This is a genomic window from Thermoanaerobacterium sp. PSU-2 (assembly GCF_002102475.1).
Classification (GTDB): domain Bacteria; phylum Bacillota; class Thermoanaerobacteria; order Thermoanaerobacterales; family Thermoanaerobacteraceae; genus Thermoanaerobacterium.
Window position 1 is genome coordinate 227,607 of the sequence record NZ_MSQD01000001.1, and the last position, 24,053, is coordinate 251,659.

At 36.6% G+C, this 24,053-nt stretch carries 25 protein-coding genes, 3 tRNA genes, 1 pseudogene and 1 riboswitch; of the genes and pseudogenes, 6 read left to right on the top strand and 23 right to left on the bottom strand.

The features are described 5' to 3' along the window. Window positions 1–23 precede the first annotated feature (23 nt). The 6 genes from BVF91_RS01280 to BVF91_RS01305 all read right to left on the bottom strand — a co-directional run bounded on the left by BVF91_RS01280 (window position 24) and on the right by BVF91_RS01305 (window position 4,881). The gene (locus tag BVF91_RS01280) at window positions 24–503 is read right to left on the bottom strand and encodes a flagellar protein FlgN (RefSeq protein WP_085111729.1); all 480 of its coding nucleotides are present in this window, start codon (window positions 501–503) and stop codon (window positions 24–26) included. 13 nt (window positions 504–516) lie between these two features. Then, a complete protein-coding gene (flgM, locus tag BVF91_RS01285) occupies window positions 517–795 on the bottom strand; it encodes a flagellar biosynthesis anti-sigma factor FlgM (protein ID WP_085111731.1) in 279 nt (92 codons plus the stop codon). Window positions 796–841: 46 nt separating this feature from the next. Next, window positions 842–1,252, bottom strand: a complete 411-nt coding sequence (locus BVF91_RS01290; RefSeq protein ID WP_085111732.1) for a TIGR03826 family flagellar region protein — start codon at window positions 1,250–1,252, stop codon at window positions 842–844. A 6-nt stretch (window positions 1,253–1,258) separates the two neighbouring features. After that, the gene (locus BVF91_RS01295) at window positions 1,259–1,948 is read right to left on the bottom strand and encodes a ComF family protein (protein WP_085111733.1); all 690 of its coding nucleotides are present in this window, start codon (window positions 1,946–1,948) and stop codon (window positions 1,259–1,261) included. A gap of 75 nt (window positions 1,949–2,023) precedes the next feature. After that, window positions 2,024–4,240 (bottom strand): SF1B family DNA helicase RecD2, encoded by a 2,217-nt coding sequence (gene recD2 / locus BVF91_RS01300; protein WP_085111734.1) that lies wholly within the window; start codon window positions 4,238–4,240, stop codon window positions 2,024–2,026. Between the two features lie 68 nt (window positions 4,241–4,308). Further along, window positions 4,309–4,881: a hypothetical protein gene (locus tag BVF91_RS01305; protein ID WP_085111735.1), complete on the bottom strand. Its 573-nt coding sequence runs from the start codon at window positions 4,879–4,881 to the stop codon at window positions 4,309–4,311. A 200-nt stretch (window positions 4,882–5,081) separates the two neighbouring features. On the opposite strand from BVF91_RS01305, the gene BVF91_RS01310 reads away from it, so the two are divergent. Next, entirely contained in the window at window positions 5,082–5,684 is a 603-nt protein-coding gene (locus tag BVF91_RS01310) for an HD-GYP domain-containing protein (protein ID WP_085111736.1), read from the top strand. Window positions 5,685–5,793: 109 nt separating this feature from the next. On the opposite strand, the gene metK is transcribed toward BVF91_RS01310, so the two are convergent. The 6 genes from metK to BVF91_RS01340 all read right to left on the bottom strand — a co-directional run bounded on the left by metK (window position 5,794) and on the right by BVF91_RS01340 (window position 8,822). Then, window positions 5,794–6,981, bottom strand: coding sequence for a methionine adenosyltransferase (metK, locus tag BVF91_RS01315; RefSeq protein ID WP_085111737.1), 1,188 nt, complete (start codon window positions 6,979–6,981; stop codon window positions 5,794–5,796). Between the two features lie 75 nt (window positions 6,982–7,056). After that, a riboswitch (SAM riboswitch) is annotated at window positions 7,057–7,158 on the bottom strand. Window positions 7,159–7,286: 128 nt separating this feature from the next. Further along, a complete protein-coding gene (locus BVF91_RS01320; protein ID WP_014756965.1) occupies window positions 7,287–7,790 on the bottom strand; it encodes a rubrerythrin family protein in 504 nt (167 codons plus the stop codon). 19 nt (window positions 7,791–7,809) lie between these two features. Next, a complete protein-coding gene (locus BVF91_RS01325) occupies window positions 7,810–8,310 on the bottom strand; it encodes a peroxiredoxin (RefSeq protein ID WP_085111738.1) in 501 nt (166 codons plus the stop codon). Between the two features lie 225 nt (window positions 8,311–8,535). Further along, window positions 8,536–8,621, bottom strand: a tRNA-Tyr gene (locus tag BVF91_RS01330). Window positions 8,622–8,665: 44 nt separating this feature from the next. Then, a tRNA-Val gene (locus BVF91_RS01335) sits at window positions 8,666–8,741 on the bottom strand. Between the two features lie 5 nt (window positions 8,742–8,746). Next, window positions 8,747–8,822, bottom strand: a tRNA-Pro gene (locus BVF91_RS01340). A 332-nt stretch (window positions 8,823–9,154) separates the two neighbouring features. On the opposite strand from BVF91_RS01340, the gene BVF91_RS01345 reads away from it, so the two are divergent. Further along, window positions 9,155–11,524, top strand: a complete 2,370-nt coding sequence (locus BVF91_RS01345; RefSeq protein ID WP_143588956.1) for a phosphodiester glycosidase family protein — start codon at window positions 9,155–9,157, stop codon at window positions 11,522–11,524. A gap of 23 nt (window positions 11,525–11,547) precedes the next feature. Here BVF91_RS01345 and BVF91_RS01350 read toward each other — a convergent pair whose 3' ends face one another. After that, the gene (locus BVF91_RS01350) at window positions 11,548–12,213 is read right to left on the bottom strand and encodes a hypothetical protein (protein WP_085111739.1); all 666 of its coding nucleotides are present in this window, start codon (window positions 12,211–12,213) and stop codon (window positions 11,548–11,550) included. 76 nt (window positions 12,214–12,289) lie between these two features. Between BVF91_RS01350 and yyaC the strand changes: the two genes are divergently transcribed. Continuing rightward, window positions 12,290–12,835, top strand: coding sequence for a spore protease YyaC (yyaC, locus tag BVF91_RS01355; protein WP_085111740.1), 546 nt, complete (start codon window positions 12,290–12,292; stop codon window positions 12,833–12,835). 6 nt (window positions 12,836–12,841) lie between these two features. On the opposite strand, the gene BVF91_RS01360 is transcribed toward yyaC, so the two are convergent. The 3 genes from BVF91_RS01360 to BVF91_RS01370 form a co-directional block, all read right to left on the bottom strand. Further along, a complete protein-coding gene (locus BVF91_RS01360) occupies window positions 12,842–14,296 on the bottom strand; it encodes a Gmad2 immunoglobulin-like domain-containing protein (protein ID WP_085111741.1) in 1,455 nt (484 codons plus the stop codon). Window positions 14,297–14,377: 81 nt separating this feature from the next. Further along, the gene (locus BVF91_RS01365; RefSeq protein ID WP_085111742.1) at window positions 14,378–15,772 is read right to left on the bottom strand and encodes a sensor histidine kinase; all 1,395 of its coding nucleotides are present in this window, start codon (window positions 15,770–15,772) and stop codon (window positions 14,378–14,380) included. A gap of 9 nt (window positions 15,773–15,781) precedes the next feature. Continuing rightward, window positions 15,782–16,459, bottom strand: a complete 678-nt coding sequence (locus BVF91_RS01370; protein ID WP_013788657.1) for a response regulator transcription factor — start codon at window positions 16,457–16,459, stop codon at window positions 15,782–15,784. Window positions 16,460–16,558: 99 nt separating this feature from the next. Here BVF91_RS01370 and nagA point away from each other — a divergent pair, with 99 nt between their 5' ends. Next, window positions 16,559–17,707 (top strand): N-acetylglucosamine-6-phosphate deacetylase, encoded by a 1,149-nt coding sequence (gene nagA / locus BVF91_RS01375; protein ID WP_085111743.1) that lies wholly within the window; start codon window positions 16,559–16,561, stop codon window positions 17,705–17,707. 1 nt (window position 17,708) lies between these two features. On the opposite strand, the pseudogene BVF91_RS01380 reads toward nagA, so the two are convergent. The 3 genes and pseudogenes from BVF91_RS01380 to BVF91_RS01385 all read right to left on the bottom strand — a co-directional run. Then, window positions 17,709–18,719, bottom strand: a pseudogene (locus BVF91_RS01380) (LacI family DNA-binding transcriptional regulator); the annotation flags it as partial. Between the two features lie 129 nt (window positions 18,720–18,848). Continuing rightward, the gene (locus BVF91_RS13560; protein ID WP_274893354.1) at window positions 18,849–18,983 is read right to left on the bottom strand and encodes a hypothetical protein; all 135 of its coding nucleotides are present in this window, start codon (window positions 18,981–18,983) and stop codon (window positions 18,849–18,851) included. A gap of 62 nt (window positions 18,984–19,045) precedes the next feature. Beyond that, on the bottom strand, window positions 19,046–19,867 hold the full coding sequence (locus tag BVF91_RS01385; protein WP_085111744.1) for a Cof-type HAD-IIB family hydrolase: 822 nt from the start codon (window positions 19,865–19,867) through the stop codon (window positions 19,046–19,048). A gap of 201 nt (window positions 19,868–20,068) precedes the next feature. On the opposite strand from BVF91_RS01385, the gene BVF91_RS01390 reads away from it, so the two are divergent. After that, window positions 20,069–20,740, top strand: coding sequence for a YetF domain-containing protein (locus tag BVF91_RS01390; RefSeq protein WP_085111745.1), 672 nt, complete (start codon window positions 20,069–20,071; stop codon window positions 20,738–20,740). 8 nt (window positions 20,741–20,748) lie between these two features. Continuing rightward, window positions 20,749–21,132, top strand: coding sequence for a DUF4363 family protein (locus tag BVF91_RS01395; protein ID WP_085111746.1), 384 nt, complete (start codon window positions 20,749–20,751; stop codon window positions 21,130–21,132). Window positions 21,133–21,167: 35 nt separating this feature from the next. Here the strand turns inward: BVF91_RS01395 and BVF91_RS01400 are convergent, their stop codons facing one another. The 4 genes from BVF91_RS01400 to mntA all read right to left on the bottom strand — a co-directional run bounded on the left by BVF91_RS01400 (window position 21,168) and on the right by mntA (window position 23,946). Further along, entirely contained in the window at window positions 21,168–22,337 is a 1,170-nt protein-coding gene (locus BVF91_RS01400; RefSeq protein ID WP_085111747.1) for a DUF6612 family protein, read from the bottom strand. Window positions 22,338–22,432: 95 nt separating this feature from the next. Beyond that, on the bottom strand, window positions 22,433–23,011 hold the full coding sequence (locus tag BVF91_RS01405) for an HDIG domain-containing metalloprotein (protein WP_085111748.1): 579 nt from the start codon (window positions 23,009–23,011) through the stop codon (window positions 22,433–22,435). 82 nt (window positions 23,012–23,093) lie between these two features. Next, on the bottom strand, window positions 23,094–23,516 hold the full coding sequence (hepT, locus tag BVF91_RS01410) for a type VII toxin-antitoxin system HepT family RNase toxin (protein WP_085111749.1): 423 nt from the start codon (window positions 23,514–23,516) through the stop codon (window positions 23,094–23,096). 1 nt (window position 23,517) lies between these two features. Next, window positions 23,518–23,946 carry a type VII toxin-antitoxin system MntA family adenylyltransferase antitoxin gene (gene mntA, locus BVF91_RS01415; RefSeq protein ID WP_240495761.1) on the bottom strand — a complete coding sequence of 143 codons (429 nt, stop codon included), beginning with the start codon at window positions 23,944–23,946 and terminating at the stop codon, window positions 23,518–23,520. Window positions 23,947–24,053 lie beyond the last annotated feature (107 nt).

Genomic DNA, 24,053 nt, shown 5'->3' on the forward strand with positions numbered 1-24,053 from the left:
CCTTTCATAGCTATAATTATTTCTTACGCTTTTTTATCGATGATTCTATTTATCTTTTTTGATACTCCGCCTTCGCCGTATATACCATTGTCCTCTAACAAATTATTTGATATGACACCAATTGAATAGTTTACGAATTCGATTGATTGTTTGAGAAGTGATTTATTCAACTCATTTCTATTGCTAAGCGCTCTTAAAAGATCATTAAATTCCTCTTGAACTGTTTTTAATTTTTCGGCGTCATCTTCAGGCAGTATACCGCAAAGCTGACTTATTGTCATTTGACTATCGAAATTGTCGTTTAAAAATTTTTCTCTTTCATCTTCCAAGTCCATAAGCTTACCTATTATACTACCCTCTACTTTTGTCATGTTGTCCAGTTCATGTATTTCTCCCCTCACTATCACATCGGTCTTTTTAGCAGCTATGTCGTATAAATCTTTGTACAAAAGCATTTCCCCATTCAATATAGAAATAAGCTCATCTATATTCGGATTTGGCATAATTATACCACCTTTAAACTTTTTTATCGAAAATAGCCCCTTTAATTATGGACTCAGCGATATCATCAGATTTTATGTTGTAATTGCCACTATCAACCTTAGCCTTTATATCCTGCACCTTTTCTTCTCTCAATTTGTCATATTCTGCAAAACTTTTGTTGATCTTAGAAGCATTATCTGATATTTCCACTTTGTCAACTTTGTTTGCCTTACTTTTATTTAAAGCATTGGCATTTGCAGACTTATACATGTCGTAAATATTGTTAACATTGATATTATTGTATATTTTCATTCCATTCCCACCTTCCCAATATTATATCGGTTAAATTCAATTTCACTTAATATTTTCTTTTAATGTCTTTTTTATCGTCTCTCAAATAAAGTTTTTCAAAACTTTCGTCTCTTTTATCAACATCTAATGCGCTTTTTAAAGATTTCTCAAGTTCTCTTGAACATGATTCACAGTATCTGCCTGACAATATCTTTTTACCGCACCTTTCACAAGTCAATGAAATATTGGTGTTTTTAGAGCCCAATATGAGTCTGCCTTCTTTTAAAAAGTCTAATATTCTTTTCACCTCAACATCTGTAGCTTTGGACACCTCTAAAACCGTCGCCTGCGGATTTCTATCAATGTAATCTCTGATTTTCATAAAATCCTCTTCATCTTTGTTGAAACATTCTGGGCATAAATCGAACCCAGTATAGTTATAAAGTTTTCCACACCTTTTACAATTCCTTATATTCATAGAACCTCACACATTCCTTCCTGTTGCTATTGTAGCTGCAAAAACATCTTTTGCACCGCTCTCTCTTAAAACTTTTGCGCATTCATCAAGGGTAGAACCTGTTGTCAAAACATCATCCACTAAAAGTACGGTCTTGTCTTTGACAAGATCAGCGTAAACCACTTTAAAAGCACCTTTTAAGTTTTTCATCCGCTCTTCTCTTTTAAGTTCAGTTTGAGATTTAGTGTTTTTTATACGTCTCAAAGGCTTTGACATGATTACATCGAATCTATAAGAAAGCTCTCTCGCCAAAAGCTCTGATTGGTTGTATCCACGTTCATCCAGCTTTGTCCTGTGAAGCGGAACAGGCACTATCGTATCGAATTCTACACCATCTTCTTTAATATACTTATACATGTATTCTGCAAAAAATTCAGATAAACTTCTCTCTTTGTAGTATTTGAATCTGGCAATCAGCGATTTTATCGTATCGTCATACTCAAAAGGACTTATGCTGCGAGTAAAAACATGGTTTGTCTCCATGCAGTCGGGGCATTTGTCGCCATCTATGATAGGCTTTCCACAAACAACGCACCTATTACCAACAATAAACGGTAAATTGCTTTCACAGTCAAGGCATATCTTTCCTTCTCTTATCACCTTTCCGCACAGTATGCAATTTGTCTTTGGTGGAAATAGCAAATCGAGAAATATCATAGTACATCCTTCCGTCCATCTATTTAATCTTTATATCGGCATATCTTAAAATTTATTTAACATTCGTGAAATTAATCAACTTTCTTCCACCATAAATTTAAGGACTTTCCTAAGTTTAGGCAAAAGCCCTGAATACCTCTTTGATATGAGATTGTTGTCGATCATGCTTTTTAAATATTTTTCCTGTCCAACTATTACCACGAGTTTTTTAGCCCTCGTTACAGCAGTGTAAAGAAGGTTTCTGGTGAGAAGCATAGGCGGTCCAAAGCTCATAGGCATGATGACAGCCGGAAATTCACTTCCTTGGCTTTTGTGGACAGTCACACAGTAAGAAAGGCTTAGTTCATCTATATCTGCAAAATCGTAAACAACTCTTTTATCATCATCAAATAAGACAGTAAGCTCCTGCGAATCATTATCGATAGACTCTATGATACCCATATCGCCATTAAAGACACCTTCGCCTTTTTCATCACCTTTTGTCCACTTCATCTTGTAGTTATTTTTTATTTGCATCACCTTGTCTCCCACTCTGAAAGTAAAATCTTTCATCTGCCTTTCATCCAGTCCTTTTTTTGAAGGATTTAAGCACCTTTGCAGTTCATTGTTCATGTTTATAACGCCTATCAAGCCTTTTCTCATAGGGCTTAAAACTTGAATATCCGTAAATGGGTTGAATCCATACGCTTCAGGCAACCGCCTTTTACATAAATCCAATATAGTATTTAAAATTTCGTCTTGCGATGAAGCATTTATAAAGAAAAAGTCATTTTCTTTATCGTTTAGCACAGGATACTCGCCATTGTTTATCTTGTGGGCATTTACTACTATCAAACTTTCCTTCCCTTGCCTGTATATCTTATTAAGCCTTATCACCTTTACCAAGCCGCTATCTATGATATCCCTAAGCACATTGCCAGCTCCAACAGATGGAAGCTGATCGACATCACCTACAAGTATAAGCCTTGAGCTTAATGGGATAGCTTTAAGTAGAGCATTCATAAGCAATATATCTATCATCGAAGCCTCGTCCACTATTATGACATCTTCTGTCAATGGATTCTTGTCGTCTTTGCCAAAGCCTCGTCCTTCTTCTTCTGTGTATGAGTACTCCAAGAGGCGATGTATCGTCTTCGCTTCAAACCCTGTAGCTTCGGTCATCCTCTTTGCAGCTCTCCCTGTAGGCGCAGCTAACGCTACCGATTTTTTAAATTTTTTAAAAAGCTTTATTATGAAATTTATTATTGTAGTCTTTCCCGTTCCAGGTCCACCTGTTATGACGAGAATTGAGTTCTTGACAGATTCTAAAACTGCAATCCGCTGATTGTCTGCAAGGTGAATCCCCATATCTGATTCTATCTTCCATATTTCATTTTCAATATCAATATCCTCAGGCTTTACATCTGTCAGCGTCATGTTTAAAATCTTATCTGCAGTGTTGTTTTCAGCTACAAAATACGGTATATAATATACACCGTGAGAACCATCTTCAAATGTCTCAAACTTCACTTTTTCGCTTTGTGCCAAAAGAACCAATGAATCGTAAACTTCTTCTTCTGATACTTCAAGAAGCCTTGCTGTTTCTTTAAGCAAAAGTTCAAGTGGCACATACGTATGACCATTTGATGCATATTGTATCAAAACATACTTTGTGCCAGATGAAATCCTATAGCTGGAATGCAAGTCAACGCCCATTGCTCGAGCTATCTTATCAGCCGTCCTAAAGCCAATCCCAAAAATTTCATCCGATAATCTGTACGGATTTTGCTTTATGAGTTCTATAGAATCATCGCCGTATTGCCTGTATATCTTAATTGCATTCGTAGTGGAGATGCCATAACCTTGTAAAAAAACCATCACGTCCCTCAATGTCTTCTGCTGCTCATAAGATTCTGATATCATCTTTACTCTTTCTTCGCCTATTCCAGGTATATCCAACAACTTTTCCGGATGAGATTCTATGATGTTTAGAGAATCGACGCCGAATTTTGAGACGATTTTTTTCGCCATGACAGGACCTATACCTCTTATGAGTCCAGATGACAAGAATCTCTCCATCCCATACAATGTCGACGGCGCTATCGTCTCGTACTTTGAGACCTTCACCTGTTCCCCATAGTCAGGATGTACCATCCACTCGCCTTCAACTTTAAGCGTCTCACCTATCCCAACAAAAGGCATATATCCTACTACTGTAATAGTATCCTTTTTCGAATTAAGTTCTAACACAGCGTACCCATTTTGTTCGTTTTTAAAAATTATTTCCTCAACAGTACCTATTATTTCAACCATAGTTATCCCTACTTTTTTATTTTCTATCTACAATTGTATATTATTTTCATAGATATTTGAAGCGCGCATCATATTTTTTCAATTTTGTACTTTATCTTCACGATTTCTTCATACAAAAGAGCTATGTCTGCTTTCGTTGCTGGTAGATTATACATAGAGCTGTTACTTTCAAAGTTTAATGGACTTAAATTAGCAAAAAAAGTCTTTATCATGGCAGCATCTCTCAAGTGCTTCTCGATCGTAATCTTCTTTTGATATACTTTTATCTTAGCGTCACCAACATTTACAATGCAATACGTAGAATGCTCCTCTATCTCTTTTATCTTCTCATAGCATACATATCCGTAAGATACATCCTTTGCCACCTTTGGAATTCTAACTTTTAATTGCACAAGCGTAAAGTTAGAAGCTATAGGAATTGGAAAAGTATTTTTAATGCCAAGGCTTTTGGCGTACTTTTCTTTTATGGCACTTAAATCTACAGCATACTTTTTCAAAGTCCTCTTTAGACAACTTTTGACACTGGATTTTATACGCAATACATTGCCATTTAAGTCTATTAATTCCGTCCCATCTCCGTAATCATCAAGATAGCAAGGCAATATGGCAATGTAGACATCAGGTATATCAAAATCCTTCATCTCCATTACTCCTTTACGAACTTATGTTTGTACTTATTATATAAAATAACAACTTCAAAGTCAATATATGGATATGTGTTTAAAAATTTTCCGAATTTTTTTTTTTTTTTTTTTTGAATTTTATTACAATGTATGAAATTATTGACTGGTGCAAAAAATTATAATATAATATTAATTGTCGAAAAAAGGGGAAAAATGAGATGAATTATGATGAAGAAAAACTGATGTCGCATCTTCTGATGTCGCTAAAAAACTACCATTACGAGACGTACAAGCACAGCATAAGAGTCGCAAAGTTATCATACAATGTAGCAAACATGATGCGGCTTAATATAAAGGAAAAAATAACGATATACAAGGGTGCATTGCTGCACGATATAGGCAAAGTGATGATTCCGATTAGTATTCTTGCAAAACCAGATAAACTTACAGAATTGGAATACGACGTCATGAAATTGCATCCCAAATACGGCGCCGATATACTGGAAGCCTTAACACCACTTGCATATTTGACATCTACTGTGCTATATCATCATGAAAGGCTTGATGGGACAGGCTATCCTTATGGTTTAAAAATCATTCCGTTTGGCGCACAGATTGTAGCAGTGTGTGATTCTTTCGACGCAATGACAAACGATAGACAGTATAGAAAAGCTAAAAATGCTATTGAAGCAATACAAGATTTGAAAGAGTGCGATGCAAAGTACAACCAAATGCTTGTTTCAGCATTAGAAAATTTGGTTAAAACAAAGACACAAATTCTCGAAAAAGAAAATAGAGAAAGCAATGGAATCGCCATCTAATTTATGCTATAATAAAAGTAGCGGAGCGTACAATTTTTATAAAAATCGCGGCTATAAATATAAATATACAAGCCGCAAAGCCCGGAGGAAACTCCGGGCTTTAAAATTATTATTTATTGAAAGCAAGTTTTTTCAGTATCTCAACTCTGTCAGTTCTCTCCCATGTAAGGTCAAGATCTGTACGTCCAAAATGTCCATATGCTGCAACTTGTCTATAAATAGGCCTTCTTAAATCAAGATCTCTTATGATAGCAGCAGGTCTCAAATCAAATACTTTTTTAACTATTTCTGATATCTCTTCATCAGATATTTTCCCACTGCCAAAAGTATCTACATTGACTTCTAATGGTGTAGCTACGCCTATAGCGTACGCCAATTGAACTTCACACCTTTCAGCAAGCCCAGCAGCTACGATGTTTTTCGCTACATACCTTGCAGCGTACGCAGCAGATCTGTCTACTTTCGATGGATCTTTGCCAGAAAAAGCACCGCCGCCATGTCTTGCATATCCACCATAAGTGTCGACTATTATCTTCCTTCCTGTAAGACCACTGTCTCCTTGCGGTCCGCCAACTACGAATCTTCCTGTCGGATTTACATATATCTTCGTATCATCATCAATAAGCTCTGGTGGAACGATAGGTTTTATTACATACTCTTTTACATCATTTTCAATCTTATCATGATCCACATCTGGTGAATGCTGTGTAGATACGACGATTGAATCAACTCTCTTTGGCACGTCATCAACGTACTCAATCGTCACCTGTGTCTTGCCATCAGGTCTTAGGTAATCTAAAGTGCCATTTTTCCTTACCTCTGCTAATCTGCGAGCAAGCCTATGTGCTAATGATATTGGAAGAGGCATAAGCTCAGGCGTCTCTGTACATGCGTATCCAAACATCATGCCTTGGTCTCCAGCGCCTTGTTCTTCCAGCTCATCGTAGGAGATGCCTTTTTTAACTTCTAGAGCCTTATCAACTCCCAATGCTATATCTGGAGACTGTTCATCTATTGATGTAAGCACAGAGCATGTATCTGCATCAAAGCCGTATTTTGCACGAGTGTATCCTATTTCCTCTATGACTTTTCTTGCGATTTTAGGTATGTCAACGTAACACTTTGTGGATATTTCTCCCATCACCAATACCATACCTGTTGTAACAGCAGTCTCGCAGGCTATCCTCGCATATGGATCATTTTTTAAGATCTCATCTACAATAGCATCAGATATCTGATCGCAAATTTTATCTGGATGTCCTTCAGTAACTGATTCTGAAGTAAAATACTTTTTCATCTGTATCCTCCTTTTTTAAATCACATAAAAGACCTAAAACAAAATAAAACCTCTCCAAAAGAAGAGGCACATCCACCCTCATCTTTCAGAAGTAAACTTCTGCGAGAATTAGCACCTTGTCGTAAGACAGGTTGCCGGGCTTCACAGGGCTCTTCCCTCCACCTCTCTTGATAAGAGTTTCACTTATTTAACTTAAAATATAATATCACAGTACAACTAATAAGTCAATTAGAAAGTGAAAAAGTGCTTGACGACTGTCAAGCACTTTAAAGTTAATATATGATAATGAAGGGGTTTTATGCCTTTTAGAAAACAACAAACTTATCTCTTGGAGCTCCACAAACTGGACATTTTTCTGGAGCCGTATCAATTGCCGTATATCCGCAAACAGGACAAATGTACACTTTAGAAATAGCTATGTCTTCATTTTTAAGTGCCGCTGCTTTTGCATCTGTATACATCTTAGCATGTAACTTTTCAGCTTCAAGAGCATAGTTGAAGCTTTTATCTGCAGATTTCTCCTCCTGCAAATCTGCTACGGCTTTATATGCTGGATACATTTCTTCTACTTCAAATGTCTCACCTGCTATAGCCTTGTCAAGGTTTGATACTGTGTCTTTTACTTCTCCCAATGTCTTATAGTGATTTGTAGCATGGACTAATTCGGCATAAGATATGGCTCTAAAAAGCTTTGCTATGTTTGGCTTACCCTCCTTTTCAGCCACATCAGCAAAAATTTGATACCTCATGTGAGCCTGGCTTTCACCTGCGTATGCATCGCTTAGATTTTTTGTCGTCATTTCTCTCATTTAAAAATCTCCTCCTTTTTTAATCTAATACTTTGTCCCCTGGTTTCCAACCTACAGGACAAGCATGACCTGTTTGAAGTGCATTAAGCACTCTCAATATTTCATCGACATTTCTGCCGATTACTGGCTCATGTACAACTTCGTAATCAACAATTCCCTCAGGGTTAATGATGAATGCAGCTCTTAATGCTATGCCAGCATCTTCAATAAGTATTCCATACTGCTTCGTGACTTCTTTGTTGTAATCAGATAAAAGCGGAAAATCAACACCACCGAGGCTATCTATCCATGCCTTGTGTGAATAAACGCTATCTGTGTTGATACCTAATAGCTCAGCATTGAGCTTGTCAAACTCAGGTTTCATCCTGTTAAACTCAGGTATTTCTGTCGAACATACTGACGAAAAGTCAAGTGGATAAAAGAAAAGCACTACCCATTTACCTTTATAATCGCTTAAGGATATTTGACCTTTTGTGCTGTCTAACTTAAATTCAGGAGCTTTCTTACCTACCAACGACATATGTACACACCTCTCATCTATTCTTCTTAGTCAATCATACATTGGATAAGCTATTAATATTTTATTTCTATTAATAACTATTTTCCCTTCACAAGTATTATTATACATCAATTATTTTTTATGTCAATAGGATTTGGGAAATTTTTTATCGATGTCTTTAAAAATCATTATGATAAGGAAATCTTGAAAGGCAAAATAAAAAAAGGCCCTTTAGCCTTGTATTCATGGTGGAGGGAGATGGATTCGAACCATCGAAGGCACCAGCCAACAGATTTACAGTCTGCCCCCTTTAGCCACTTGGGTATCCCTCCATGATTATTTTATTTTAATGAGAAAAAATATTCACAAATAGAAATGGTGGTCGCAATAGGGCTCGAACCTATGACCCCCTGCTTGTAAGGCAGGTGCTCTCCCAGCTGAGCTATACGACCAATAATGGTCGGGGTGGAGGGACTCGAACCCCCGACCCCATGCTCCCAAAGCACGTGCGCTACCAACTGCGCTACACCCCGGCGTCTCGCGACATATTTGATTATAGTTGAAATCTATCAATTTCACAAGATTTATTATTCCTCATTTTAGCCGGTTTCCATCAGTTAATTTGGCATTTTTTCAATATCTTTCGCTTATGCTCCATTTATCTTTTATAATCATTATACACAATTTAGGCAATAATAATATTAGTTTTTATTTTTATTTTATGAAATTGTAACACGGCTGTAATATACAAAAGGTACAATATGGTTGTATAGGTATGGAAAATTTATCAACCGCGCTAAATTGCCGAAGATAAGTTTTAAAGAACAATTGCTAAGTACATAGTAAGTACATAGGAGGGATTTTCGTGAAGTACCGAAAAGCTATAAGCATGTGTATATCTTCAATAATCATTTTTTCATCGGTTTTTATGAATGGTATTGCTGCAGATGCTTACACCGTAATAACTTCAAATGAAAGCCAGCAAATATTAAGTAAAGGTGTTACAGAAAAAAACATTACATATTTTACGACAGATGGTTTCATCAATATCAATGTTTTGGATGTGGACTTAAGCGACAGTAACACATCAATATCCACCATTTTTAATCCATCTGGTTTTAAAGACAGAATGGATGTAGAAGACATGGCAAATGGAAACGGTGCTATAGCCGCAGTAAATGGCGATTTTTTTGACACGAAGCAAGGGTTTATCGTAGGAGCATCAGTTAAAGACGGAAATCTTTTAACTGTCCCATACTATCAAGGGAATTACGCCACATTTGCCATAGATAAAAACAATGTTCCATCAATAGGATATTGGAAAAGCACTTCTCTTAGCATAACACTACCTGACGGCAGTCAAGTTCCAGTAAGTGCTTTAAACAACGTAGGTTCCATAGGCAGTGGTACATCTTGCGTCATATTTACAAAGGACTGGAATGATGAGACACCGGGTCTAAGCGATAGCTATAAAGACCTTGTTGAAGTATTAGTTGACAAAAACAACAGCGTCTTGGAGGTAAGACAGGGTGAAGGTCCTGTAGCAATTCCCGATGGAGGCTATTCTATAGATGCAACAGGTGATGTCGCAAAGATTCTTTTAAATCTAAAGCAAGGAGATAAAGTCATCAAAAATATCTCTACAGACCCTCCATTTGACAACTTTAAGATGGCTGTAAGCGGAGGAACCATTTTGGTACAAAACGGTTCAATACCGTCGCAATTTACCGACAATGTAGACGGCATATACGCAAGGACAGCTATAGGCTATACTGAAGATAAGAAGCATGTAATAATAGCAACAGTTGACAACGCCAACACGAGAGGAATGACAGAAAGTGAATTAGCGCAGCTTATGCTAAGCTTAGGCGCTTATGAAGCTATGAACTTAGACGGCGGCGGCTCAACTCAAATGGCCATAAGACCTTTAGGAGATAGTCAAGCAAAGCTCCAAAATGAAGTTCCTGGTTTCGAAAGAAATGTAGCCAACGGCGTTGGAGTATTTAACACAGCACCAACAGGAAATCTATACGCTATAAAAGTTGAAGCAGATAGCCCAAATGTCTTTGTAGGCACCCACAGAGCAATCATTGTAAAAGGATATGATGCAAATTATCAACCAGTAAAAATCGATCAAAACTCCGTATCATTTTCAATAAGCGGCATAGCAGGAAAATTTGATGGAAATGAATTCATGCCTCAAAGTGCGGGTGATGGCGTAATAATAGCAAGAGTAGGCAATGTGACTGGTACATTGAAAATAAAGGCTTTAGATGCTATAGCAGACATAAGATTTACGCCTTATTCGGTCAATGTCGATAAAGGCGGGACTACATCAATATCTGTGATAGGCAAAGACATAAACGGCTATAGAGCACCTATAGAAGACAGAGACATAAGATGGACTGTCTACAACAATGTAGGCACCATCTCAAATGGAGTCTTCAAAGCAGCCAATAGCGATCTATCTGGTGCTTTATCGGCAAATATAAATGGAAAAGTAGGAAATTTAATGGTAAAAGTGGGGCAAGGATCAGATTTTGATGCGTCACAGCTTCCAAAGCCATTGGACTTTGAATCTATTGACAGCAAAAATAAGGAAGTAAGCGTCAGCAACACTAACGATTCGTTTAAATTCATGGTATTTGGGGACACAGATTACAATACGCTTTTGAAGCTTCAAATTTCCTTAAAAGCTGCCAGCATAGCCAATAAAGACTATCCTTTAGTAGTTTTCACAGGGGATGTAAATGACAAAGTTTTAAAATCACTTACGATTCCTTATATAAAAGCAGGTAATTCTTATGAAGTATATGACTTTAGAAATTCGACATTTATCATGTTAGATGATACTAATGGTGGTTTGCTATCATCAAATAAGGATCAGTGGAGTTGGTTTTTAAACACATTAAACAGCGTAAAAGGAGATAATCTATTTGTAGTTTTGCCAAAACCTGTATGGGGCTCCGATGGGTTCAAAGATACAAAAGAAGCTCAACTGTTTGAGGATACACTGCAAAAATTCAGAGAAGATACAGGTAAAAACGTATGGATAATATACAACGGAGATACGCCTTTTTATACGACATTGAATGACAACATAAGGTATATATCTAATTATGGAACAAATAATGGCAGTGGTAGTATGGACATATACAATGACGCCAGATACATTTCAATAATGGTAAATGGAAAAGACATTTACTATCAAGATAAAAATTTGTTTACAAAGTAAAAGATGCGCTTTTAGCGCATCTTTTACTTTGATGTATTTTTCTCATCAAAATACTTTTCTACCACACTCTTTAAAAAATCTATGTCATTTTCTGACAGGTGCTTTTTAAGTATATCCATCATCTCGTAGCTTTCTTCTGCTGTCACACCATCTTGAGACATTTTCATGATCTCGCCTATACCTGATGGGCCTAATTTCATCAATATGCCTATAGCCTTAGATTTTGTTGCAAAATCCATCTCTCTTTGAACACTTAATATTTTTTCAGGCGTCACAACTATTCTATTCAAGTTTGAATTTTCACTGCTTTCTTTTGAATTGTTGTTGCCGTTTATATTTGTAAAATTTCTGTTCCTCTCTTGGATTAATTTATCCAGCGATTTTTCATCAAATTTTCTTATGTCATTTTCCTCACCGTTCTTTTTATCCGAATTTTTCTTATCGCTTTTTTCATTATCTGCTGCCGATTTATCTTCATTTTCTTTCAAATTTGGAGTGGTATTGAAAACAGGTACCTGCAACTCATTTTGATTGATTTTATCCGTAGATGAGTAGTATGTACTTTCATTCTCTGGTTTTAAGACTTCATTTGGAGGTGGCTGTTCTTTTATAAAAGCATCAAGCATAAATATAATACTGGCAGCCGTAATAGCGACGACGATCCCAATGCTACAGATTGATTTCTTCACCAAAAAACACTCCCTTCGAATACTTTTATTATTTCATCCTTAACTGCATTTAATACAAATTTTGGAGGAAGATTTTATGGATGAATTGCGGGTTAGATATGACGACAAAAACGCCATCAATCTCATGTCGGCGTATTTAGCAGATCAGATAAACTTTGATTCTGTGATACTTTGCATAGGTACCGATAAATGCATCGGAGATTCGTTAGGCCCTATTGTAGGAGACATGTTATCAAAAATGACCAGCGGCATAAGCGTATATGGAACATTAAAAAATCCGATACATGCAATGAACCTTGAAGAAAACATCGCACACATAAAAAGAAAGCACCCATACAGCAACATCATTGCTGTTGATGCTTGTCTTGGAGATAAGGACAACATAGGTAAAATATCCATAAAAAAATCGCCAATATATCCAGGTAAAGGAGTAGGAAAAGTATTGCCTGCTGTCGGCGACATATCTATAATAGGCGTGATTGACGCCTTTGACATAATACCTGTACATAATACAAGGCTTGGATTCGTGTTTGAGATGGCAGAAGTCATCGCCATGAGCGTACATAGAGCTTTTTATTTGAAAGCAGCCATAAAAAATAACTCTGACGTAAGTCAGAGCTAATCTTTTTTACTTTAGGTACAATGGTATTGATACAAGATCTTGAACAGAGCCATCTTTTGGACTTAATGAAAATACCTGTAATGTGCCATCTTGTGGTGTTGATAATGGATTGTACTGTATGTCTGCCTGAAAATCTCCCCAAGATGGTGCACCCGCACTTGCCTGCACAGACGTCTGCGTCAATATATTGCCATTTGAATCTAACAGTCTTATATTCACAACAGCTTCAAAAACTCTGGCCTTTCCTACCACTTTTATAGGGCTTGTCACGCTGTTGTTTCTCATAGGCGACAGCACGATTATGTTTGCCTCTTGGCTGCTGTAGGATGTGATCGTGTTTTTGTCAGAATCAATCACAGCCCGCGCTTCTTTGTTTTTCGTCAAAATCATGCCAAGCTCATCACCTACTTTTATATCTGTAAAATCCATGTCTGTCTCTGAATACTGGTAACCACCTTGACTGTCGTAGCCGATCTTTGACTGGCGGTGTATTATAGCATTTGGCAATACCTTAATATCTGGACCTGCTACATTGTTTATATCATTTGTATCTTGGTATTCCCGCTCTATCGTAACGACTCTCGTATCGTAATTGATGGCTTTTACGATGCCATATATGAATGTCTCTCCTTTTGTAGGGTCTGCTTCAGGTATCTTCGTAAATTTCGGCTTAACATCACTTATAACCCATATATTCCCTTCTCTATCGCCTTCTGGTTGGACAAGTGTCACAAGATAAGACTTATTGTCATGGATAGCATTTATGAGTGCAATTCCACCCTTTTTAGATTCCAATGAAAAATCGTCATCAGGCGAAAATCCAACAACACCGCCTTCCTCTTGTATCACTTTCATCGGATCAAGTCTCCATGAATCCTTTCCAAATGACGTACTCTCCTGAAGCTTTTTTACCCTGTCCTTATCAATGTACACTTCTCCTGTAAGCACAATCCTACTCAATGGGTCAAGGCCTATTTTGTAACCATAAAGTGAATCTATCTTGTTGCCTTCCACTAAAATCTGGACACTGTTTACATTTGGAAGCCCAGTAAGTGTATTTACAAGTGCAGCAACCATGTACTTTGCCGTAGTCCCATCGATACTTGTTGAAGATGTATAATCTTTAGAAAAATTGACATAAGCCGTAGTATCCTTCAACTGAACCGATAAAAGCTTTGTGTTGTCAGGAATTATCGGCTTTGAATATTGGTCTTTAGGGCCTTTCATCAACTCATTTATCACCTGTTTCAGTAAGTCCGCATTTTCGGATACGCTTCTTACTTCCATATTCAATCCTGACATCTTGCTATTTAAAAAATACAGTGAAACTTCTTTAACAGCTTGAACAGTAGATTTCGGACTTATAGGGGCATTTTTTTCCGTCTTAGTTTTCGTGTTTGTAAAGCAACCTGACAAAGAAATTGCAGCGATCAATATCAAGACTAAAAACGCCTTCTTCATTGTTATCCCCTCCTAAAAATATGATACAACATTTTTATTACACCTGTATTAACAGAACCTTAAAATTTAATAAATTTTTATTTAAATGTTTTTAACCGGAATCGTTATGTAAAAAACGGTGCCTTCACCGACAGTGCTTTTAACGTCTATGTGTCCTTTATGCAAATCCACAATCTCCTTTACTATGGCCAAACCCAATCCAAAACCTCCCGTCTTTTGAGATCTTGCCGTATCGCCTCTGGAAAACCTTTCAAACACCTTAGGTAGAGTTTCCTGACTTATTCCTATGCCTGTATCAGATATGGTGATGTAGACATTTTTATCGTCTGAATCAAGAGTCAGTTTAACCGAGCCGCCACTTGGAGTGTACTTTATGCCGTTTTCCACGACGTTGTATATCATTCTGTAAAATCTATCTGCATCAACATCTGCAAAAATGTTTTTCTCGTTTTCAAATATCAGTGAAACACCTTTTTGATCCGCTATAGCTTCAAGGTTTTCAATGACATTGTAAGCAATCTCAGTGATATTTTCCGTTTTATTTTCGATTGAGCGTATTTTGTCAATCTTTGCCAAAACCAACAATTCATTTACAAGCCTCGTCATTCTATCAACTTCAGAATTTATGTCCTTTAAAAACTCTTTATACACAGATATATCGACATTATCGCTGGATATAAGCGGTTCTACGAGGGCTTTTATTGCCGCCAACGGCGTTTTAAGCTCATGGGATGCATCAGAAACAAATCTTTTTCTCTCCTCGTCTATCTTCATAAGCTTTGTACCCATATCGTTAAATGCATCTGCCAGCTTGCCTATTTCATCATTTCCCTTTACATCAACTTTGTAGTCAAATTTGCCTTCAGATATTATCTTTGTAGCATCTGTAAGCCTTTTTAAAGGCTTAGTTATAAAAGCAGCGACTATGAGGCTTAATATGCTTACGATAGAACCTATGGCAGTAAATGTGTATATCATCTGCATTTTAATTGAGTACAAAAAATTCATCACATCGTCAATAGACGTAGATAATAGGATACTGCCTACAATCTCATTTTTTATAGTCACAGGAACAGCAGAATACATGGTCCAACCAGAACCTGTGATATAGTGTATGCTTGTAGAACCTGTCCCTTTTAAAGCTGACTTAATATCACTGTAGTTATTTATATCTTTACCTTCAATGCCGCCATTTCCTGCAGAATCAACTATCACTTTTCCATTTACATCAGTAAAAAGGATCCTTGAGTTAATCTGGTTTGCATAGTCAACAATGGTAGGCTCAATCAAATACGAGGAGACGCCTATAAATTTAGAAACCAAGTTTGCAATCATATTAGCCTGCGTCAAATTAGTGACTCTTTCATTTGCAAGGTAGCTTTCATAAATATTGTTGAAAAGATAAATGCCTGTAGAAGCCAGCGAAACTATTAGGATAATAAAATAAATCGAAAATATCTTCCACCTTAAACTCAACGTATCACCCTATTTCATGTAGTAGCCAGAGCCCCACTTTGTAAAAATGTGCTTTGGATTTGCCGGATCGTCTTCAATCTTCTCCCTAAGCTTTCTTATATGGACATTTACAGTATTCGTATCTCCATAGAAATCAAATCCCCATATTAAGTCCATCAGTTTGTCCTTAGAATAAAGCTTTCCCGGATTGGAAGCTAAAAGAACTAATAATTCAAACTCTTTGTTTGTAAGGTCGATGTCTTTGCCATTCTTCTGGACTATCTTGTCAGGAACATTTATCGTAATATCACCTAACTTGATTACATCGTGTTTTTTTACATAAGGTGTCGTTGTCCGTCTGAATAAGGCTCTGATTCTGGCAATCAATTCCCGCGTATTGAAAGGCTTCGCAAGGTAGTCATCTGCTCCCATCTCAATGCCTACTATCTTATCCACATCTTCGCCTTTGGCTGTAAGCATTATTATAGGTATATTTGAAAATGACCTTACCTCTTTGCAAAGTGTAAGACCGTCGATTTTCGGCAACATCAAATCTAATATGACTAAATCATAATTGCCATTTTTTATTTTTTCCAAACCTTCTTCACCATCATAGGCACAATCGACGTAGTATCCTTCTTGAATGAGGGATAGCTTCAACCCTTTTACAAGCATTTCTTCATCATCGATAATTAAAATGTTTTCCATAGCCGATACCTCCATTTTTAGTATATCATATTCTATGTGAAAATTGTATATAATTGATTTTATGTTTAAATAAGTCTAAAATTTAATTGAGGTGATAATATGAAGACGCTAATCGTAAATGGTAGATTATTAATTGGCGGAAATATAGTAAGTAACAAAGATGTATTGATTGAAGGAAATAAAATAAGCGCTATCGGAAACGGTCTTTATGGCGACAACATAATAGATGCTGGAGGAAACTACGTATCGCCAGGTTTTGTAGACATACATATACATGGTTCTTCCGGATTTGATACAATGGATGGAACTTTTGAAGCAATAAATACAATATCGAAGTCTGTGGCAATGCACGGCACCACGTCATTTCTCCCCACAACCATGACTGAGGATAAAGGCAAAATCAAAAATGCTATAAAAAATGTGTTTGATAACAAAGACCGTGTTGAAGGTGCTGAAATCTTAGGCGTACACATGGAAGGGCCTTTCATAAACCCAAAGCAAAAGGGAGCGCAAGATGATAAATTCATTTTAAAACCTACAGTAGAAAATTTCACTGAAATTTGCGGCGAATATGTAAATATTGTGAAACTTGTAACAATAGCGCCTGAAGTTGATGGAGCATTAGAGCTTATACGTTATTTAAAAGAAAAAAACATCGTCGCATCTGTTGGACATACTGATTCTACTTATGATGATGTAGCTTTAGGATACAAAGCAGGTATAACACATGCCACCCACGTCTTTAACGCCATGAAAGGATTTCACCACCGTGAAGTAGGAACAGTAGGAGCAGTCTTCGATCTCGACATAAGCGCAGAAGTGATCGCTGACGGAATACACTCAGTCTTCCCAGCCATAAGGGCGCTTATAAGGTTAAAGGGAAAAGAAAAAGTAAATCTTGTAACAGATGCAATGATGGCTGCAAACTTAAGGGACGGCCTTTATCAGTTGGGCGGTCAAGACGTATACGTCAAAGACGGTGCTGCAAGGCTAAAAAGCGGTGTCTTGGCAGGAAGCACCCTTACATTAGACAAGGCTATCAAGAATATTTTATCCAATACAGATTTATCACTACCTGAATCTGTCGCACTGGCGTCTTACAACAGCGCAAAAGTAATAGGTGTTGATGACAGAAAGGGCCTTATAAAAGAAGGATATGACGCAGATATAGTAATCTTTGACGAAAATATAGAGATAAAAAAGACGATTGTCGGTGGGAAAATCGTCTATGAAAAAAATAGCCAATAAGGCTATTTTTTTCTTCACCATATCCTGTTGATTCTCTGACGATAAGCTGATGAGGCAAAACCACGTGCATATCATCAATAGGCTCTTTAGCAAGCAGTTTCGTCATAAGCCTCATGCTTACAGCACCTATATCGTATGCAGGCCTTTGTATAGTAGTTATCGTAGGCCTAAACATATACGAAAGATACGTGTTATCAAATCCGATAACGTGAATGTCTTCAGGCACACTAAATCCAGAGTCAAATATGGCATTTATTGCAGCGGCAGCCATCTCGTCTGATGCTGCAAAGACAGCGTCAACATTGTTTTCCAAAAGCTTTAACATTGCAAGGTACGCTTGCCTTGCTTTGAAACTGCCTTCTACCACAAACGACGGCTTAAATCTTATTTTCGCTTCAGATAAGGCTTCTTTGTATCCATTTGTCCTCTGTACGCCTCCAATAGGATCGTCAGCAGGTCCGGATATCATGCCTATCTTCTTGTGCCCTAAAGAAATCAAATATTTGACAGCATCATAAGAGGCTTTTTTGTTGTCTATATTTACATTTGGAAACTCCGACTCGGCATCCTCTGTACCTGCTAAGACAATCGGTATACCAATGTCTTTTAGCTGCTGCTTTACAGAATCTCTAATTATATCGCCCATGTATATGATGCCATCAACTTGCTTTTCGCTAAGTATCTCTATATAATTCATCTCTTTTTCTTCTTTTTGGTCTGTATTGCACAGAAATATATTGTAAGAATACATGCTGGCAATGTCTTCTATGCCTCTTACAACTTCAGGATAAAAGGGACTTGATATATCAGGCACAATAAGCCCTATCGTGTGAGTCTTCTGTATCTTCAGGCTTCTGGCTAAGGCATTTGGCTTATAGCCTGTCTTTTTTATGGCATCCAACACCCTTTGCTTTGTCTCATCAGTGACAACAGCGCTGTTATTTAAAACTCTCGACACTGTAGCTATAGAAACTTTCGCTTCCCTAGCCACATCTTTAATAGTAGCATTCACTCTTTACCACCTCTAAGTTATCGTTTTCTCATACCTTATGGATATTTTACTTTTTTAATGAAAATTTGTCAATAGATTTTCGAAAAAATTTTACATTGTTTTTCATAAATCAACAAAAAAAGACGAAGATCACTTGTCTTCATCCTCATCAACATCTTTTTTTCTATCTTTTAAAACAAACAAAGGTATAAAAGACATGGCCATGTACATTATGCCTACAACTAAGACCACAAGAATGCTTAGCTTTACGATCAACTGTTCCACAAAACCACCTCCGGCATTTAAAAAGCCTACTACATTATATGCAAAAGGTGGTTTTATGGTCTTTAAACGGCTATAATTTGTTGCCTTGCAAAAATCCTATTTATCGCAAATGCGATGCCATCTTCATTGTTTGACTTCGTGACGAAATCCGCCTTTATCTTTACAAGCTCTGGCGCATTTGCCATTGCAACACCAAAACCTGCGTACTCTATCATTGATAAGTCGTTGAGATTGTCTCCTACAGCAGCAACAAGCTCCCTCTTAATGTTGTACATATTTGCCAAAGTCTTCAATGCATTGCCTTTGCTGACACCTTTAGCGTTAAGCTCCAAATGGCCACCGCCAGATGTGGAAACAGAAACTATCTTTGAAAGCTTATCATAAACTTCCGGATCTACAGGGGCAGGATTTTTAATGTCACCTATTGCGTATATTTTAGCAGTGCCTTTTCCCGTATTTTTGATGTATTCAGCAAGATCACCAACAGCATCAACTTCAACCGTATTAAACGACAAATACCATTCAACCCTTTCATTCATTTCTTCTACCACTAATTTATCATCGATATATAGATTTACTTGATATCCACTGCTTTTTAATACATCGATGACTGCTATGGCATCATCAGGTTGAATCGGGTTATAATAGTACACTTTTTTCGTGTAAATATCTTTTATCAAAGCTCCGTTAAAGCAAATGACAGGTGCATTTACCCTAAGCTCTAAAGCATATGGTAATATTGATGAAAACATCCTACCTGTGGCAATGGTATAAATGACTCCCTTTTCTCTCAGCTCATTTATGGCGTTAATATTTGCTTCAGATATTTTGTTATTGCTATCTAAAAGGCTTCCATCGGCATCTGTTACAAATAACTTACACATATATTTCAACCCCTACGTTTATTTTTCTATATCTATATTATAACAGTTTGTAAATTTACATACTATATCATAATTTAGCATAAAACGTTAACACTGAAAATTTTACATTCTCATTTTTTATTTAACAAACTTTTTACAGTGTATATTTTGCATCAATACTCTCAAAATATATTTGAACATATTAAATGGAAGGGTGGGCTTATGCTTATTATATTTTTTCGCACGTTAATCCTTTATTTCTTGGTAGTCGTCGTCATGAGAATAATGGGAAAACAGCAGATAGGGCAATTGCAGCCGTACGAATTGGTTGTTGCAATAATGATAGCAGACCTGGTTGCCGTACCTATGCAAAACAAAGGTATACCACTTTTAACAGGCATAATACCTATTTTTACTTTGCTTATATCACAGCTTTTTTTATCGTATGTGTCGATGAAAAGCCTGCACGGTCGCGAAATCATCTGTGGAAAGCCTACAGTTCTAATTGACAAAGGAAAAATCCTGACAAAAGAACTTCAAAAAGAAAGATACAATATAAATGACCTTTTAGAAGAGCTTAGAGTCATGGGCTATCCAAATATTGCAGATGTAGAGTATGCAATATTGGAGACAAATGGCTGCTTAAGCGTAATACCAAAAGTCGATAAAAGACCTGTAACACCTAATGACTTAAATCTGACACCACAATACGAAGGACTACCTCTTCCTGTAATAATAGACGGAAAAATAATAGAAAAAAACATGGAAATAGCAAATGTGGATATGAATTGGCTTAATGAACAATTGAAGATGTGGAATATAAGCAGCGTAGATAATGTAATACTGGCATCACTTGACCCCAATAACGTATTGACAGTTTACAAGAAGGAGTGATACATGAAATGAAGCACGTGATTCCATTGATTGCAGCCATAACTGTCTTAATAATACTTGTAGACGTAGCTTCGTACAACTACTTATATACTTCATCCAACAGCATGGAAAAAAAGCTTGAAGTTATAGAACAAAACATAAAGAGTGAAAAATGGATGAGTGCCAAAACAAATGCTGATGATTTAGAAAAAACTTGGGGAAAAGTAAGCAACAAATGGGCAATTTTGGTTGAGCACAGAGAAATAGACGACATTGATATGAGTCTTTCAAAGCTTAAAAGCTTTATCGAAACCAAAGACAAAGATTTAAGCCTATCAGAGCTTAAAACATTGAAAGAACTTTATAGCCACATACCATCAAATGAGAAGCTGACACTTGAAAACATACTATAAAGACCCGGACTCCCCGGGTCTTTATAGTTTACAAATTAATTTTGTGCTGGAACTGTCAACTCTTTCGCGTTTTTAGCATCGTCAGGCAACACCACGTTGACATTTCCATTTATATTCGAGTAAACCATTGAGCCGCTTACCATTTCCCATTTCAATGGTATCTCGACTCCTCCAATTTTTGCTCCTTGCTTATAAACGATTTTTACAATCATATCAAGCTTAGACACCTGATTTGTAGTTGCGTCTATATAATAAACACTTCTTCCATACGCTCCATCGACTAAATCGCTGTACTTCATACCATTCAAAATACTTCCAAGGCCAAGAGCATTTACTAAATCATCAATTTTTGACATATCCGTAATTTTAGTGTATGCATATACCACATCTACCGCTTTTCCGTTTAAATAGCTTGTACCAGCATATCTATAAAGTACGTCTTTGCTGAAGAGATTATTTTGTTGTTGCAATTTTTCCAAGTTCATGATGTTTGACATACCTGGAACCGTCATATAGCTCCACTGACCATCAGGTGATTTTACATAAACCTTATCGCCCATCATGTACTCTTCTACATCCATTGAGCCTTCATTTGGAATAGTCATGCTAATCGATTCATGGATTCCTTGGTCTAAATTGAAATCAGCATAAACTTGTGTAGAAACTGTATCAAATGGCAATGCAACACCATTGTTAAAGCCGATGGCAATTTTCATATTGCCACTTATGCTGCCACTCTTCATTGTAGAATTCTTGCTGCTATCTATCATATCTTTAACTTTATCGTAATTGTCGAATATATTTGACAATAACTGCTGCCCTTCATCTTCTGTTACTTTATCATTTAGAGAAACATCTTGAGGAATCAAGCCTTCTTCTAAGGCATATACGTATTCAGGCCCTTCTATCTGATGCGCATCTATCATCGATAGTCCATAAAATCTGCTTAATATGGTAGCAACCTGCTGGTAAGTGATTGGATCTGAAAGCATCAAATTTCCTTTGCCATCGCCTTCTAATATATGGTTGCTTTTCACATACTGAGAGATATCCTGTCCAGATAAATCAATCCCATATCCCTTTACAAGATCATTTACAAACTCCTGTCTCGTCATGTATGATGGCGACGGCTGCGCTGCTAAACCAAACACTGGAATAGCTGCAACCAGCATAACTGATAAAAAGAAAGAAACAAACTTTTTCACAATAACCCCTCCTTGACTTGTTTGTTAATTTTCAATCAGTTATATTTTACCACTTTACCATATTCTAATCAATAAAAATTTTCTAAATTTTTGAATCACAGATTGCCTTTTAGCCCTATCTCATCCGCTACACTTCTCATTCCTATTATGGTTTCTTCTATCACTTTATCTAAGTCCATGTTAAGCATTTTTGCACCTTCTTCTATGACGTCCCTGTTGACACCTGCTGCAAAACTTTTTTGCTTCCACTTTTTCTTTACAGATTTCACCTCTAAATCAAGTATGCTTTTGCTGGGGCGCATAAGCGCTGTAGCTGTAATAAGTCCTGTCAGCTCATCAATTGTGTACAAAACTTTTTCCATTTTATGTACCGGTTCTACATCCGAGCACAATTTCCATCCATGGCTTTCTATTGCATGAATGTATTCTTCAGGCCATCCATGCTCCTTTAATATTTCTCTTACTTTCTTGCAATGCTCATTTGGATACATCTCATAGTCAAGGTCATGCAAAAGTCCTATGATGCCCCACTTTTCTTGGTCCTCACCAAAAAGCTCAGCAAAATGTCTCATAACCGCCTCAACAGCCAACGCATGTGTGATAAGGCTTTCACTTTTGTTGTACTCCTTTAATAACTTATAAGCTTCATCCCTATTAATTAAAGCATTCTCCATAATGAATACCCTCTTTCGTATGATATTATTTTTAAATAGAATTATACCACAATGAGGGACGTTATCAAAACAGCATGGCTTATCATACGCCAATGTACCTGCTTATTATATCCACATATTTGCTAAAATCCTCTATTGCCATTTTGACACTGTTGTACACAATTTTATCATCAATTTTTTCATACTGGTGCACTAGTCTATTCCTCAAACCAGAAGCTGGAGCTATCTTAACCGCAAAGTCCACATCCAGAATTCCAATTTCGCTCAAATCAATAAACGAATTGAAATAATCCGAAGCAGGCGGTCTTTTTAAATACGCAAGAATCATATTATTTATATCTAAAGCTAAATCTACTATTAATTGCAATAACCTTTCAATAGCATATTTCAGTTTAATGTCATGCACATATTCCTCGTATGTACACGAAGACAACTGCTTTAACTCATTTATATGTTCTAACATTCTAACTAATTTTTCTTGTATCACTTGAAATGTATCACCCATTTTATTCACCCCTCAACAATTTATCTATTTCTTTTCTCAGATACTGTCTCCTTTGCTCTCTCAAAAACTGAGTATCAGCATATCTGAAAGATGCATAACACTTAAATTCCACAAAATCATCTGATGAGCCGTAAAGGGGCTTCCCATATTTTGCAATCTGATATAAAAGCAATGGATCGGCCTTTTTTATATTGACGAGATCCACTTTCTCAGTTCTAAAATATAAAGATAAATTTAAAAGCAAATTCATCTCTTCATCGTACGATAATAGCTCATAGCTTTCAAAAGCCAGATCTATATCGCTGTTTTCATGATTTAAGCCTTTTGCATAAGAGCCAAACAAAATCAAAAGCTTTAAATTGAATTTTTTTGCTATTGCCTCAATCTCATCATTATTGTCAAAAAGTAATTTTTTATCTATTTTATCCAAACTAACACTTCCTATCGGCAGAATCATTCGTAATATTCTAAATTTTAAATCCATCTTTTACAATTAAATCTTACCATTTTCCATGTATACAATCAATAAATTCGTTG

Excerpts from the sequence above, each read along its gene's own strand:
- recD2 (WP_085111734.1), bottom strand. The coding sequence starts at position 4,240 with ATGGTTGAAATAATAGGTACTGTTGAGGAAATAATTTTTAAAAACGAA.
- BVF91_RS01370 (WP_013788657.1), bottom strand. The coding sequence starts at position 16,459 with ATGGAAAACATTTTAATTATCGATGATGAAGAAATGCTTGTAAAAGGG.
- BVF91_RS01325 (WP_085111738.1), bottom strand. The coding sequence starts at position 8,310 with ATGTCGTTGGTAGGTAAGAAAGCTCCTGAATTTAAGTTAGACAGCACA.
- metK (WP_085111737.1), bottom strand. The coding sequence starts at position 6,981 with ATGAAAAAGTATTTTACTTCAGAATCAGTTACTGAAGGACATCCAGAT.
- BVF91_RS01320 (WP_014756965.1), bottom strand. The coding sequence starts at position 7,790 with ATGAGAGAAATGACGACAAAAAATCTAAGCGATGCATACGCAGGTGAA.
- BVF91_RS01405 (WP_085111748.1), bottom strand. The coding sequence starts at position 23,011 with ATGGAGAATGCTTTAATTAATAGGGATGAAGCTTATAAGTTATTAAAG.
- nagA (WP_085111743.1), top strand. The coding sequence starts at position 16,559 with ATGAAGACGCTAATCGTAAATGGTAGATTATTAATTGGCGGAAATATA.
- hepT (WP_085111749.1), bottom strand. The coding sequence starts at position 23,516 with ATGGGTGATACATTTCAAGTGATACAAGAAAAATTAGTTAGAATGTTA.
- BVF91_RS01310 (WP_085111736.1), top strand. The coding sequence starts at position 5,082 with ATGAATTATGATGAAGAAAAACTGATGTCGCATCTTCTGATGTCGCTA.
- BVF91_RS01390 (WP_085111745.1), top strand. The coding sequence starts at position 20,069 with ATGCTTATTATATTTTTTCGCACGTTAATCCTTTATTTCTTGGTAGTC.
- BVF91_RS01290 (WP_085111732.1), bottom strand. The coding sequence starts at position 1,252 with ATGAATATAAGGAATTGTAAAAGGTGTGGAAAACTTTATAACTATACT.
- yyaC (WP_085111740.1), top strand. The coding sequence starts at position 12,290 with ATGGATGAATTGCGGGTTAGATATGACGACAAAAACGCCATCAATCTC.
- BVF91_RS01295 (WP_085111733.1), bottom strand. The coding sequence starts at position 1,948 with ATGATATTTCTCGATTTGCTATTTCCACCAAAGACAAATTGCATACTG.
- BVF91_RS01305 (WP_085111735.1), bottom strand. The coding sequence starts at position 4,881 with ATGAAGGATTTTGATATACCTGATGTCTACATTGCCATATTGCCTTGC.
- BVF91_RS01280 (WP_085111729.1), bottom strand. The coding sequence starts at position 503 with ATGCCAAATCCGAATATAGATGAGCTTATTTCTATATTGAATGGGGAA.
- BVF91_RS01385 (WP_085111744.1), bottom strand. The coding sequence starts at position 19,867 with ATGTGTAAGTTATTTGTAACAGATGCCGATGGAAGCCTTTTAGATAGC.
- BVF91_RS01395 (WP_085111746.1), top strand. The coding sequence starts at position 20,749 with ATGAAGCACGTGATTCCATTGATTGCAGCCATAACTGTCTTAATAATA.
- flgM (WP_085111731.1), bottom strand. The coding sequence starts at position 795 with ATGAAAATATACAATAATATCAATGTTAACAATATTTACGACATGTAT.
- BVF91_RS01360 (WP_085111741.1), bottom strand. The coding sequence starts at position 14,296 with ATGAAGAAGGCGTTTTTAGTCTTGATATTGATCGCTGCAATTTCTTTG.